This is a genomic window from Enterovibrio calviensis DSM 14347, from assembly GCF_000621165.1.
Taxonomy (GTDB): domain Bacteria; phylum Pseudomonadota; class Gammaproteobacteria; order Enterobacterales; family Vibrionaceae; genus Enterovibrio; species Enterovibrio calviensis.
On record NZ_JHZA01000010.1, the window covers coordinates 162056 to 175332 of the forward strand.

11 protein-coding genes and 2 pseudogenes are annotated in these 13277 nt (G+C 46.8%); 11 read left to right on the top strand and 2 right to left on the bottom strand.

Going from position 1 to position 13277, the window contains the following annotated elements; translation table 11 throughout:
- The 9 genes from Q365_RS0110550 to Q365_RS0110595 all read left to right on the top strand — a co-directional run bounded on the left by Q365_RS0110550 (position 1) and on the right by Q365_RS0110595 (position 11364).
- Positions 1-726, top strand: coding sequence for a substrate-binding periplasmic protein (locus Q365_RS0110550; protein WP_028023314.1), 726 nt, complete (start codon positions 1-3; stop codon positions 724-726).
- Complete coding sequence (locus Q365_RS27435) at positions 710-1981, top strand: type VI secretion system-associated FHA domain protein (protein ID WP_081796228.1); 1272 nt, start codon at positions 710-712, stop codon at positions 1979-1981. The genes Q365_RS0110550 and Q365_RS27435 overlap by 17 nt, the downstream gene beginning before the upstream one ends.
- Before the next feature lies 1 nt (position 1982).
- The gene (tssJ, locus tag Q365_RS0110560) at positions 1983-2474 is read left to right on the top strand and encodes a type VI secretion system lipoprotein TssJ (protein ID WP_028023315.1); all 492 of its coding nucleotides are present in this window, start codon (positions 1983-1985) and stop codon (positions 2472-2474) included.
- Positions 2475-2483: 9 nt separating this feature from the next.
- Entirely contained in the window at positions 2484-3797 is a 1314-nt protein-coding gene (gene tssK / locus Q365_RS0110565; protein WP_281173697.1) for a type VI secretion system baseplate subunit TssK, read from the top strand.
- Positions 3798-3804: 7 nt separating this feature from the next.
- Positions 3805-4953, top strand: coding sequence for a type IVB secretion system protein IcmH/DotU (gene icmH / locus Q365_RS0110570; RefSeq protein WP_028023317.1), 1149 nt, complete (start codon positions 3805-3807; stop codon positions 4951-4953).
- A 1-nt stretch (position 4954) separates the two neighbouring features.
- Positions 4955-8416, top strand: a complete 3462-nt coding sequence (gene tssM, locus Q365_RS0110575; RefSeq protein WP_028023318.1) for a type VI secretion system membrane subunit TssM — start codon at positions 4955-4957, stop codon at positions 8414-8416.
- Entirely contained in the window at positions 8416-9126 is a 711-nt protein-coding gene (locus tag Q365_RS0110580) for a protein kinase domain-containing protein (protein ID WP_028023319.1), read from the top strand. Before tssM ends, Q365_RS0110580 begins: the two co-directional genes overlap by 1 nt.
- Positions 9127-9970: 844 nt before the next feature.
- On the top strand, positions 9971-10375 hold the full coding sequence (locus Q365_RS0110590) for a helix-turn-helix domain-containing protein (RefSeq protein ID WP_028023321.1): 405 nt from the start codon (positions 9971-9973) through the stop codon (positions 10373-10375).
- Positions 10376-10482: 107 nt separating this feature from the next.
- A complete protein-coding gene (locus Q365_RS0110595) occupies positions 10483-11364 on the top strand; it encodes an NAD-dependent epimerase/dehydratase family protein (protein ID WP_028023322.1) in 882 nt (293 codons plus the stop codon).
- A 15-nt stretch (positions 11365-11379) separates the two neighbouring features.
- Here the strand turns inward: Q365_RS0110595 and Q365_RS26425 are convergent.
- Together Q365_RS26425 and Q365_RS27165 are read right to left on the bottom strand one after the other, a co-directional pair.
- A pseudogene (locus Q365_RS26425) lies at positions 11380-11708 on the bottom strand (transposase); the annotation flags it as partial.
- Between the two features lie 36 nt (positions 11709-11744).
- A pseudogene (locus Q365_RS27165) lies at positions 11745-11933 on the bottom strand (IS110 family transposase); the annotation flags it as partial.
- Between the two features lie 154 nt (positions 11934-12087).
- Here Q365_RS27165 and Q365_RS0110605 point away from each other — a divergent pair.
- Positions 12088-12663 (top strand): nucleotidyltransferase domain-containing protein, encoded by a 576-nt coding sequence (locus Q365_RS0110605; RefSeq protein ID WP_028023323.1) that lies wholly within the window; start codon positions 12088-12090, stop codon positions 12661-12663.
- A gap of 134 nt (positions 12664-12797) precedes the next feature.
- The gene (locus Q365_RS0110610; RefSeq protein WP_028023324.1) at positions 12798-13271 is read left to right on the top strand and encodes a GNAT family N-acetyltransferase; all 474 of its coding nucleotides are present in this window, start codon (positions 12798-12800) and stop codon (positions 13269-13271) included.
- The last annotated feature ends 6 nt before the right edge of the window (positions 13272-13277 follow it).

The window sequence follows — 13277 nt, forward strand, 5'->3', positions numbered from 1 at the left end:
ATGTGTAAAAACGTGCTCGTTACCACTGCATTGATGGTTATGTTTTCAAGTTTTCGGGTGAGTGCAGATGTTGGTCCAGAGCGACTGTTACTGACAACGCAGGAATGGTTTCCTTACCAATACCAAGAAGATGGCGTGATGAAAGGGCCGGGTGTGGACTCCGTGAAATGTGTCATGAAGGAGATGAAGCAGCCTTATCAGTTGACGATGACGAAATGGGATAAGGCGCAATTGATGGTGGAAGTGGGCAGTCAACATGGCTTCTTCCTCGCGTCACAAAACGCCATTCGTGATACCTACGCCGTGTTTTCATCGCCGATTGATGAACAAAAATGGAGTTGGGTTTTTCTCTCTGATTCCACCGATGTTGGTAGTGAGAAATTCAAAGAACACGTAGAAGTGGCGGCCCTGTTTGGGTCAAACAAATGGTTTTGGTTACACAAGCAAGGCTACCGCGTTGAACGCAAGCCGCGTTCGCCTGATGCCTTGCTTGAATTGCTGCTCAATGGCGAGGTCGGGGCTATTTTGGCTAACGATGCCGTGATTGATGAAACGATAAAAAAACAAGGTGTCAGCTACCGCGCGATTTCAAAAAAACGGATAAAGAGCAATCCGTTAGGAGTGTATTTTTCTCGAAACTTTGTCGAGAAATATCCGCAGTTTATGGATTCGTTTAATTCTTCTGCCAAGAAATGTATGGGAAGGGGCTATGCCGCTATCAATTAGGATTATTAGCTCGCCCTCTGGCGAGACCGTTTCAGAGTGGAATAAACAATTTCCAGAAGAAGGCGGCGAGATTGGTCGCGCCTATGGTTCGACGTTGCAGCTTAGCGATGCGAGCCGAGAAATTTCGGGGACTCACGCGATGATCAAAAAATCAGCGCGTGGCTATCAAGTGGTCGATAACAGCACGAATGGCTTGTTTATCAATGGTGCGCCTACGCCATTAGGTAAAGGAAACCAAACCACCTTAACCGATGGGGATGTGCTCAACGCCGGACAATATCGTTTGCTGGTGTCATGTTTTGTGCCAGAGCAAGCGTCCGCCAAGCAGCCGTCGCTGGCGGGCTCGCAAGGCATGCCGTTTAGTGATGACCCGTTTTCGAACGCGCAGCAACAAGCATCGACACAGCAAGCTGCGCCGCGTTTTAACACCGCTCCCCCCGCGCAGCAAACAAATGGCCAAGGTGCATCGGCTTCCACGAATCGTGCTGCATATCAGCAAAACGCGTTTGATGCTGACCCTTTCCAAGAAAACACCTTCGCCACGCCACAGAATGATCAGGGCAGAGCGCCTTTTGGTGGAGGCCAACGCGCTGAGCAAAGCGCCGGTTTTCAGCAGAATACTGGTTTCCAGCAAAGTACTGGCTCTCAGCAGAATACTGGTTTTCAGCAAAATCCATTGGGTTTTGGTGGGCAGGGGTCGGGGCAAGGTGGCTTTGGCGAAGCAGGCATGCATGCTGACGATCCGTTTGCGAATACAAATTCTGAATTCACGACGCCACCATCTTCAGCGGCGCAGTCTGCAACAGCCGCTCCATTTTCTTCGCAGTCATCATTTTCGCCTCAATCACAAATGGATGCGCCTGCTGATTTGTCGCATGGGTTCTCGGATGATCCCTTTGTGGATGGCGATGACAACTTCCCCAGTTTTACGGCACATACGGAAGATGTGTTTGAGCCCGTTGGGCAGAACCATACCTCAGTGGCCGAATATCTAACGCCGAGAGAACACGAGCAACAATGCGTTGAAAAGGCAATGGAACTGGCATTAGGGCGCTTACTTGAAGAGCTAAGTCCTGACACTTTGGAAGGCATGTTTAACGATCTGGTTCGTCCGTCTTTTTTCGGTCGAAAACCCAAATACTGGGACATGTATAAGCGCTATTTTCAGCGTCAGGTGACGAACCGAGATTGGCAAATCAAGTTTGGGGCGTATTTCAATGAGTCTTACCGCATGCTGAAAATGGGAGACAAGTAAGATGAAAGCGTTACTTGCTTGTTTTCTTTCCATCGGCGTCTTGGCGGGATGCAGTTCGTCTGTTTCCGTTAATCCGATTGATTGGTTCAGCGATGATTCACCCCCGAAATTCACCATGGATATTCGCGCAGAAAGCAACATCAACCCAAACGTGGATAACCTGCCGTCGCCTGTCGAAATCCGCGTTTATCAACTCGCGGACAGTGAAGCGTTTAATCAGGCCGATTTCATTCAACTCTACAACGACGACCAAGGCGCATTGAAAGCAGGACTGCTGTCTAAGCGCTATTTGCCGAGTGTCATGCCGGGGGAAACCCGCACCGAAATTATTCCCGCAAATGCGGAAACCAAATTTGTTGGCGTCATCGTCGCGTTTGCGAATTATCGAGAAGCCAATAACAAAGCAATTTTTACATCGTTTGGGCATTGGTCTCAGACCATCACGCTGCAATTGGATGGCATTAACCTGACGATGACAGGGACAGAGGATTAAACCGTGGACATGAAAAAGGTCGTTTGGAGTGAAGGCATGTTTCTTAGCCCTCAACATTTCCAACAACAAGAGCGGTATTTAGAGCATTTCGCTAAGTCATATTGTGGGCAAATCGCGCCGGGAAGCTTCGGGCTTTCGGAACTGGAACTCGACGCTTCAATGCCAAAAATTGGCAAGGTTGGCGTGAAAAAAGCCAAGGGAATATTCCCTGATGGCACGCCGTTCGACATGGCGCAAGGCTTGGTACTCGACATTCCCAAAGGCACGTTAAACAAGCGTGTGTATTTGGCGGTGCCTGTGTATCGCGCGGGCGTGGTTGACGTGGGCCAAGGCCAGCATATGCGCAACATGCCGTTGGAATTTCAAGCCTATGACACTAGCCGCGATCACAGCGAAGCCGTGCCGCTTGAAGTGGCGCAACTGAACATCGTATTGAAGCTAGAAGGTGAAGATCTGCAAGACTACACCTTGTTGCCTGTGGCGTTTGTTTCCGAGCATAAATCCGAAGGTGAAGTATTGCTCAACAAGGCGTTTGTTCCGGCTTGTTTGAGTTTCAATGTATCGGACTATTTGAAAGATTGCGTGTCGGAAATCTACGCACAAATGCAGTATCGCGCACAAACCATTTCTAATCGTCTCCAAGTCGACAGCGGCAGTAAGAGCTATCAAGCATTGATGCGTGATTATCTTTGGCTACAAACCTTGGGCGGTTGGTTGCCGAAAATTCGCCACTGGCTTGATACAGGTGCGTTAACGGCAGAAGCACTCTATCTCGAATGCATTGCCATGGTCGGTCAAATGCAGGGGCTAGAAGGGCGCATGCCGGAAGAGTTTCCAACTTGGAACCCAAATGCCATGTACGACAACTTCTCCATTGCGTTCGCCGAGATGCAAGTGCTGCTCCGTGAAGTTCAGCTTGATAACGTCACCACCTTGCCTTGGGATACCAGCCTGTTTGTTTCCCGCCGTTTGCTTCGCACCATCGTCAAAGATCGCGCGCTATTCAACAGCGGTCGCTTCATTGTCGTTGTGTCATCGGACGATTTAGGGGCGGTTGAGTTAGGCGAGCAATTCTCCATGGCAGCGAAAATGGCAGGAAACAGCGACATTGCGGATCTCGTGCGAAATGCGCTGTCTGGCGTCGAACTTCGGTACCTGCCAGTCGCTCCGACAGAGTTGAAATCGCGCAGTAATGCAGCGTATTTCGAAGTGAACATTCAATCGGATCTTTGGCAGTCTCTCGTCAAGAAAGATGAACCCATTGCGCTGCACATCGATGAGCGCGTAGGCAATGTCAGTGTTGAACTCCATGTGATCAGGTAGGCAGCGTATGAGCGGACTTTTTAACGAAGAACCCACCATTGTTGTCCGTCGGCAGCAATTGGATGTACACGCCCAAGCACAAGCTGTGGCTCAAGAAGCCTTGCCTGAATTGGGTGATAGCGGTCAGTTGATTGAAAACCTAGCGGTTTATGGCAGCCCGTTGTTGAACGCTGCGACAGAACTGCTCGGCACCTTGGTGACCTTACCGCGCCAAGGCGAGCCAAGAGATTTGGAACGCTTTCGCCAACAAGTGCTAGACGGTATCGCCAACTTTAAACGTCGAGGCTTGTACCTTGATTATCACCCGAGTGTGATAGACCGAGCCTGTTTTGTGCTGTGTGCAGCGTTCGATGAAATCATTCTTTATACCGAGTGGGGTCAACGCGCACGATGGGAAAATCACTCCCTGTTGAGCAAGGTATTTAATCAGCGCAATGGCGGTGAAGTGTTCTTCGTGTTGCTAGAAAAAGCCTGCCAACAACCCGCGAAACTTGCAGACTTTATTGAGCTTCAATATGTCTTGGTCATGCTTGGTTTCAAAGGTCGCTATCGCCATGTTGAGCCGGGTGCGCTGCATGACATCAAATCGGACGTTTACGGCATTCTTCGTCACTATCGCGAAGAATCGCCGCTTCCTATTCCTCGAACTCCTGAATTGCACACCCACACACAGCCGAAAAAACCATTGAGCATGGCGAAAATAATCACGCTGTCTTGCGTGTTATTGGGCGGTGGATATTTCGCGTCTGAATATTGGTATCACACCCGCAGTGATGCCTTGCTTAGCCAGTTTGCTACCCTCGATTTGTCTGACGTGGATTTGGCGAAAACCAATAAAGATTTGGTGTACGTGAGCAACGAACAAGATTTGGGTTTGTTGCCGTTGAACGATCCAAAAGACCTAGAAGTGACAACACCTTCTTCCGTCACGGTTGATTGGGAAATCTTGCTGGCCGTGTTCTCTGAGTCGGCGGATGTGCTCAAGCTTTCCAGCAATCTAAGCAAATCTGGCTATGACACGCATTCCGTCGAAACGGATTCAGGGATAGAAGTCATCTTGGATGCCGGTAATAACTTGAACGCGATTAAAAAACTCAAAAATGAACTGAACGTTCGCTACGGATTGAATGCGACGATCAGGAGGGCGCAGCAATAATATGAAAAAGGCATTCTTACTCCTTTTGCTTGCACTGGCTCTGTCAGGTGCATGCTTGCTTGGCTGGTGGTCCGTTCCTGTTGATTCCAGCATGGCTTGGGCGCGTATGGCGTTTCTCATCGCTGCATTTGTTTTGCCGTTCTTGGTATTGGCCTTTGGCCTTTTCTCAAAGCCAAAAACGGAAGAATCGATTCAAAAACATGAGCAGCAGGTCTTGCTCGAACAAGACACCAAAGCGATTCGAGATATCTTTGCGGCATCGACCCGAAAAATCAAAGGCGATGGCAACCGTAAACTCTCGAGCATGTATTCATTGCCTTGGTATGTGCTCATCGGGCGTCAAAACAGTGCTAAGAGTGCGCTGCTTCGTCAGAATGATCTCGAGCCAGTCATTGATATTCAGCTGAGTGAAACGGACGCGACGCAATATCTTCGTTTCTGGAGCAATGACCAAATCGTGGTGATTGAAGCGGGGCACCGGCTTTTTGATCATGATGGTGTGGACCCTGCCTTATGGAAGGTGCTGGCACAACAGTTAATGAAATACCGCCCTAGACAAGGTTTGAATGGTGTTTTGACGGTTGTTGAAGCCAATCAATTGATCGAAGCCGACAAGAAAGACGCACAGGCGCTCGCGGCGACTTTGCAAGATGCAGTACTTTCATTGTGTGAAGCTCTCGGCGTTGATTTACCTGTTTATAGCGTGTTCACCAAAGCAGATACGATTGCTGACTTCGTTCCATTCTTTGAAAGCTATTCTGGAAGAGATGTCGATAACCCGTTCGGTATTACCTTAGCAAATGACGACACGCGCCGATTCGACACCATTCAGTTTGATGAAAAAGTAAAACTGCTGCTTAAAGATCTCGCTAAACAGCAAATGACCTTGCTGCGAAATGTCAGCAATGAACGCACGGATTCTGTGCTCGCACTGCCTTATCAATTGCGTATTTTCTTTGATCAAGCCCGCGCATTGATGGCTGAAGTTGGCCGAGAAAACCGTGTTCGGAGCGCAGTATGGGTTCGCGGCATCTATTTGGCTTCAAGCGGACAAAGCGGTAAAGAGTTGGACTTACTGACTCAAGCAATTGCAGAACGTGCGGAATTTAATGCCTTGGTTCGCAGAGAGCAATTGCCTGGACGACGTGGCTATTTTGCTGGCCGATTGTTTTCTGATGTGCTGTTGCCTGAGCGCAAAATCACGGCCATGAACATGTTCCGTCAAACACGTTACTTGGTGTCGAGAACTGCCATGGTCGCAGTGGCGTTCCTCGTCATTGGCGGCGTGTCGGCGGCAATGAAGGAGAATTGGGATAACGATGAAGCGTGGCGCAGTCAGGCACTCACCCAGCTCGGTTTGTATCAAAGTGATATCGAACGGTTAGCCAAAGAATCGCACACGGTAATTGATACGATTTCGGTCATGAGCGAGCTACGTGGTGTGGTGAAAGAAGGAATCGCGCCGCGACCTTGGTATAGCCAAGTTAGCGTTCAGCAAAAAGATACCGCGAATAAGGTTTACAGCACCTACGAAGAACAACTGCATTTGTTCCTCTTGCCCCGGGTTGAAGAGCTGATCAGTAATGAGCTTTACGTGTACGTGAGCTTAGGAAATCCCACTCGTATTTTCGAGATCCTGCGTTACTACAAGATGCTTTTTGATAAGCAGCAACTGGATAAGGCAGCGCTGATTTCATACCTGCTTGAGAATCTGGAAGACCAAGGGGAAGCATCCATTGATGACGTGAAATCGCTCTCCCTTTTGCTTGAAGACTTGTTTGACAGTCAGTACGACCACGCTATTAAGGCCAACCAAGAGCTGATCTCTGTGGCATCAAGCAACCTCGATGGCTTATCACCTGAGCGTTTGATCTATGCCAGATTAAAGAGTTTGCCTGCGTATCGTGCGCAAGTGGATGTTCGACGCCAGCTAGGAGACAAGTTCGACGTTCTGTTCGCCTTCTCTGACGGGTTCCATGGCTATGTGATGCCGGAAATATTCACGAAACAGGGATATGACAGCCTTGACCTCTCGGCCAATTCTCCTGTCTTGAAACAGCAGTACCAAGAGTTTCGCGCGATTCAGGGTGATTTGTCGCCTGTCTCGATTCCCGAAATGACGGCGCTCAGTAAGCAAATTCAACGTTTGTACTTCTCGGATTACATCTACCGTTGGCAAGATATTCTTAGCAATATCGAGGTGAGAAAATTTACATCAACCAATGACTTGAGTTATTCACTGCGTCTTTCACGAGAACCCTCAAGTGGGCCATTACTGGATTTGCTCGATGCCATCGTGATTAACACCACGCTAGCAAAAGAAGAAACGGGTGACGCGGCAGCGCTTCAACAGGGAGCGAAACTTCTCAAGTTAGGCAAAGTTGCAAAAGCCGCCAAAACTGCTGACAAGGTCAATGGCGTAGCGGGCGACAAGCTGTTGAAGCTTCAACCGTCTTATGTCGTGAATGAGACCTTCGCGAGTTACAGCGCATTCTTGAAAGGGCAGGGTGATGCCAAAAGCCCATTGCCTGTTGATGCACTTATTGCTCAGTTCGACAGCCTCAATACCTACTTTGATACGGCGTTGACGAGCCCTGATCCGGGCAAAGTGATGATGGATTACGCCATCGCCCACGCACAAGGCAGTCAAGATGCTTTGGTGTTGTTTGGTCGTCAATCAAGCAAAGCGCCAGCGCAAGTCGCAGGTTGGGTTAAATCTATCGAGCGACAGTCGTGGCAGCAAGTGATCTACGCCAGTGCGGGATACTTGAATAAGCAATGGGATGAGCAGGTTTATCAATATTACGCAGCAACCGTTGCTGGGCGATTCCCGTTTGCGTTGCAAGGGCGCGGGGAAGTGGCGATTGATGATTTCTCTAGCTTCTTTAAGCCACAGGGCAAGCTTGATAGCTTCATCGACCAAATGCTCGCACCGTTTGTGTATTGGGATAACGGCTTGTTGAAGCTGCGACAAATTGATGGTCAAGCCATGCCGATTTCGGCATCGACCCGTGACCAACTTAAGAAAGCCAAAACCATTAGCGAACTGTTCTTTGGTTCGGCGGGGCAAGAGCTGGCACTGCAAGTGTCGTTGCGTCCAAGCTCGATGAGCACAGACGTGACAGAATTTCAGATCCGTGAGGTGGAGAATGTATTCAGTTATCGTCATGGCCCGAGAGTGTGGAGCAATGTGTCTTGGCCGTCGATGGGGATTGATGGCTATCTAAGCACCAGTTTCTATCAAGGGGACAATCGCTTAGCGACGCGCTCTTATTCTGGCGAGTGGGCTCTGTTTAGAGCGATTTTTGATGGCGCGAGCAGCGCAACCAGCGATCGCCGAATCAACAAACTCAACTATGAGTTAGATACGCACAAGATCGTGCTTGATTACACGCTGCAAGACAGTGTGGTTGTGCTCGATAAAGGCTTGTTCACTCAGTTCGATTTGCCTAGGAGGCTTTGATGACACCAGACCATCTTAAGTTGTTAGCGGAAACCCTTGCGATGCAGGAAAGCTGGCAAGTGGGGACGGTGTTAGACAGAAAATTCACACTGACGGAGCAACTCAGCTCGAAACCCGTGCCGAATGCGTACTTGGCAACAGAGATTGAGACGGGTAACGCAGTTGTGTTGCGCCGAGCGCCTTTAGGATCAGAGAAATCTAGCTTAGAGCGCGAATGGGAAGCGTTGTCAGCGTGTAAAGGGGAGGGCGTTCAAAAGGCAATTGCGCTCTATCCCGCCACTAGCTTTATGGCACTGGAATACTACCCTGACATGCTACCAATGATTGATATGAGCCCTCATGAAGCGGAAGCCTTCACGCTTTTGCTACCTGCGATACTAAAAGCCTTATGTCATTGTCACCAAGCCGGTTGGATTCACGGTGATATAAAGCCATCCAATGTGCTGTGGAACCAGATAAGCCATCGTGTGTGTTTGATAGATTTTGGTGCGGCAATGCCTATTGGTTTGTCGCGCAAAAATCTGAGCGCTTGGCATATGAGCAAAGGGTTCTCTTCAGAAGCCCAAGCGAAAGGCGAGGGCGTCGTTCAAGCTTCAGACGATTGGTATGCATTGATTCGCTGGTTAAGGCAATTAGACAAAGCTGAACTATCGGAGGCAGGAAGACAACGGATTGATAAAACCATGGACTGGCTGAGAAAGCAGCCATAGTGATTCAAAGCCTAGCGTTCTGAACCCAGAGAACCAAAGCCGAGTGATAAGACTCGGCTTTTCATTCTGGTGCGTTTATACCGCAAAATTGGCTTGGCGCATTTTCAGCCCAGAGAAGAGACGCACCATTGCCCTACCTTTACTAATCTACCCTGAACCTTTTAACTGTGTAAAAGAACAGAATTAAAGAAGCTACCTCGTAGTGTGGAAAAATAAGATTCTGTCGTTTTTCCAAAACGCGGATTTTGGAATGATGAAAATATTCTTTTAGATCAATATTTAACGGCGAAAATCGGTATGATACATTGTTGTTAACAGTAAAGATGTCGTGTTTGATTCCGACATTTTGTCACCTAATACACTGTTATGAAGCAACTCAAAGGAATGGATAGTTATGGTAAAGCGAATAAGTATTAAAAGGATTGTTGTGTGGGCAGCAAGCTGCTTTATCGGCTTTAAAATGGTTATAGTAGGCACACCGATTATCTTTCAGTACAACGAGATCTTGGGGATCTTTTCAATAGTAGTCATTATGGCTGGCTCAATTTATTGCACAGAAAAGTTTTATATGGCTTTGGAGCACTTGATACGCACATCTAAGACTGAGGCTTAGTATGTTGTTCATAACAAAGCCTTGAACGGGACTAAAAACACTGGGTCATTATTTAGTTTTTGTATTTTCGCGTTTAAGGTGGGAATAACACGTGAAGTGTGTGTTGTTAACCCTTTAAGGCGACGTTAGCCCCCTATTTTCATCGATTGGCGGCTGATTGTCGTATTGCTGTCGTAGAGATTTCTGTTTGTAAATTAGATTATTGAAGCTCTTTTTGATTTGGAGCTAAACATGGAAGTTATGATTAACTCAGAAGTATTAAAGTCACTCAGACTTAAAAAATCTTGGTCTCAAGAGAGACTAGCCAATGCTTCAGGATTAAGCTTAAGAACAGTGCAAAGAGTTGAAAATACGGGTACTGCTTCATTGGAAACCAAGTTAGCTTTATCTTCTGCTTTGGAAATCAAGCCAGAACAACTATGTATTCATTCATCGAAAAGCCAAGATCGCTCTAATCCTGTTATTTATGGTTATTTGGGAGCAGCAATTGGTTTAGTAGGCTCCTATGCAGGTATTACGCTTGGTTTGTGGCAGGGTAATCTCAGCTTTGGTCAAGCCGGACTATGGTATGGCTTGGTAGGAGCACTTGTTGGTCTTACTTGTGGAGCTATCGGCTTCTTAAACACACGAGGCTAACAAGGCCATCAAACATCGCCCCCTTCGGGGCAGGACTCGCGAAAATCGCGCTCGCTGTTTATGGCTACGGTAGCTGCTTTGTGGTTAATCATTAGTAAGGTGTCGTAATGAGAATTTTGATAACAGGCTCTTCGGGTAGGGTCGGGCGTGCAATCTATATTAAATTAATGCGAACACATGACGTAGTCGGCATTGATAAAACACCTTGCTCAACAGCCGATTACATTGGTGATATCCGTGATAGCGTTCTGATTGATGGGGTTCTTGAAAATATTGATGTCATCGTTCATACAGCTGCTCTTCATGCTCCTCATGTTGGTTTAGTACCTGATTCAGAGTTTACATCTATCAACGTAGATGCGACTGAGAAATTGGCTTTGGCTGGAGTAAAAGCAGGTGTTAAGCACTTTATTTTTACCAGTACAACCGCGTTGTACGGCTATGCCTCGACACCTAAAAGTATTGCAGGTTGGATTGATGAGGAAGTTACCCCTCAACCCAAGTCGATTTATCATAAAAGTAAAATTGCGGCTGAAACTAAGCTAGAAGAAATTTCAAATCTGTTTCAGCTTCCAGTGACTGTGCTGCAAATGTCGAGATGCTTTCCTGAGCCTGCGGATTTAATGGCTGTATTTCGCCTGACTCGTGGTATTGATGCTCGCGATGTAGCAAATGCTCATTTATGTGCTGTGGAAAAACGCTTAAGTGGTTTTAATCGTTTTATCATCTCAGGTGCAACACCTTTTCATTTTTCTGATTGCGAAGCTCTATATACTGAAGCTGGAGCTGTTATCAAACGTAAGTGTTCAGAAATCGCGCTAGCATTTCAACAAAGAAGTTGGCAATTACCTCAAAGCTTAGATCGCGTATATGATTCGTCGTCCGCACGTGAGAAATTAGGTTGGTCTCCTATACATGGTTTTGAAAGTGTTTTAGAAATGCTAGATACTGAAACCGCTGAAGTATTACCAGTTTTGAAACGCAGCTAACAAACGATTATGGCGTCAATGATTGATTTTAGCGTCGTCTTCATTCCACACAACACTGTCTCTGCGCATAGAGTTTAAGATAACAACCATTTTTCTCACGCATACAATGATGGCGACTTTTTTGGGCTTTCCAGATCCAACAAGCGCTTGTAAGTTGCCTTGAAAATTGGGTTACATTGCGTCGCTAACATCATTGCCATGTAAAGGACAGTTCTTACTTGGGCGCGTCCTCCTTGGATGGCACGTTTACCTTTATAGCGACACCGTTCTTTCGTCATAGGAATAACACCGATGGGAGAAGCCGCCTGGTTATTGGAGATATAACCCAAATCGAGGACATTATTGGTTTTCAGATACTACGAACACTCTGCTTTCACACTCACATATTTCGCCGCCATAATACGCGCATCATGATTGAGTTTAATGAGCTCCCTCGCCCAATAATGCGCACCACTTCAAGCCTCAAGACCTATACTCATGGGTGAAATATTTGCTAATTTAGTCAGTAAGTTGGCGCGAAAAACCGATTTGTAAAGAAAGACCTTTCCACGATTATCAACCGCATGCAAAGAGAAGCGGTGTTTGGCGAGGTCATTGAACCACTACAACACCGCAAAAGATTAAAGAAAACATGGAACCTCCGGTTTTGAAAATGGCACTTAAGTGTGGCAAATCCACATGAGGGGAGAGCCATGTCATTCGTTATACAAAAAAGGAGAATGTATTAGTTTGGTTGAATTAAATCTTGAGCATTTGCCTCTTCAAGAGAAACTTGTTGAGTCAGTGTATTCAGCATTTCATCCGGAGCGAGATGTGGTCGCAGCTGTACTACTAGGCTCACTGGCATCGGGAACTGGGGACCGAGTTTCCGATGCTGACATCCTTGTTTTTACGGAGAATAATTACCACAAAGCTGCTTCTCCTAGCTTTTCTCGTTTCGAGTCGGGTAAGGATATCTTTTACAGCTTCGCCGATTTTCATGACTCCAATAAAAATGGGTATTTTAAGAAGTACATATTCAATGATATGTCTAGTGCGGAGATCCACTGTTTAGATGTCTCAGAGGACTTTGGTATTTCTCATCCATTTAAAATACTGTTTGATAAATTGGACATTGTTGAGGGCAGGCTTACCGATGCACCACCACCCAGGCATGAGGATTTCCCTGCTTACTATCGAGGAGATGACGGTCTGATCTGGGAATTGTTTGATTGCATAAAGTGGCTTAGCAGAAACGATACAGAATTAGCTAAAAATCATATCAAGAAACTGTCTGCTGCAATGGAAGCATTTGTATAACAAAGCCTTGAGTGGGACTAAAAACACTGGATCATTTTTTGGTTTTTGAAATTTTCGCGTTTATGGTGGCTAAAACATATTAGGCTTGTGTTTTTAGCCTTTTAAGGCGCTGTTATACCGCAAAGGAGAAATAAATGATAAAGCAAGTAAGTGGCACAGAACCGTCGCTCTTATCTCTATCAAAAATAAGCTTCTCCGAGCTACGAAAAATCTATCGCCCGACTTCCGAAGCTCAAAGAAACCAAGCTAGTTCAACAGATGACTGGACTTGTTTGGGATACTATTTGGATCATCAGTTAGTGGGGCTTATAAAGGCCAAGTTGTCTGGCAACACGCTTGATTTACGTGCACTTGCTGTGATTTCTGAGTACCGTAAAAGAGGCGTAGCACGAAACTTGATTTTAGAAGCAGGGCTTATGTTCTCAAATGCAGACTTGCTATCAGTTTGGTGCGTTGAGCAAACTGGTAATGTGAAGATCTTTGAGGCTCTAGGTTTCGAGGTTGCGGAGCGTGTTGAGTCAGAGATTTTTGAGTTGGTTGACAGCTCAAATGTTAATGCAACAGAAGTTCGTCTGGAGCGGTATAGCAAACGACGATTGCGTCAATGATTGATT

What these genes read in the sequence shown, in the direction of transcription:
- Q365_RS0110590 (WP_028023321.1), top strand. Translation starts at nt 9,971, where the DNA reads ATGGAAGTTATGATTAACTCAGAAGTATTAAAGTCACTCAGACTTAAA.
- Q365_RS27435 (WP_081796228.1), top strand. Translation starts at nt 710, where the DNA reads ATGCCGCTATCAATTAGGATTATTAGCTCGCCCTCTGGCGAGACCGTT.
- icmH (WP_028023317.1), top strand. Translation starts at nt 3,805, where the DNA reads ATGAGCGGACTTTTTAACGAAGAACCCACCATTGTTGTCCGTCGGCAG.
- Q365_RS0110580 (WP_028023319.1), top strand. Translation starts at nt 8,416, where the DNA reads ATGACACCAGACCATCTTAAGTTGTTAGCGGAAACCCTTGCGATGCAG.
- Q365_RS0110610 (WP_028023324.1), top strand. Translation starts at nt 12,798, where the DNA reads ATGATAAAGCAAGTAAGTGGCACAGAACCGTCGCTCTTATCTCTATCA.
- tssK (WP_281173697.1), top strand. Translation starts at nt 2,484, where the DNA reads ATGAAAAAGGTCGTTTGGAGTGAAGGCATGTTTCTTAGCCCTCAACAT.
- Q365_RS0110550 (WP_028023314.1), top strand. Translation starts at nt 1, where the DNA reads ATGTGTAAAAACGTGCTCGTTACCACTGCATTGATGGTTATGTTTTCA.
- tssJ (WP_028023315.1), top strand. Translation starts at nt 1,983, where the DNA reads ATGAAAGCGTTACTTGCTTGTTTTCTTTCCATCGGCGTCTTGGCGGGA.
- Q365_RS0110595 (WP_028023322.1), top strand. Translation starts at nt 10,483, where the DNA reads ATGAGAATTTTGATAACAGGCTCTTCGGGTAGGGTCGGGCGTGCAATC.
- tssM (WP_028023318.1), top strand. Translation starts at nt 4,955, where the DNA reads ATGAAAAAGGCATTCTTACTCCTTTTGCTTGCACTGGCTCTGTCAGGT.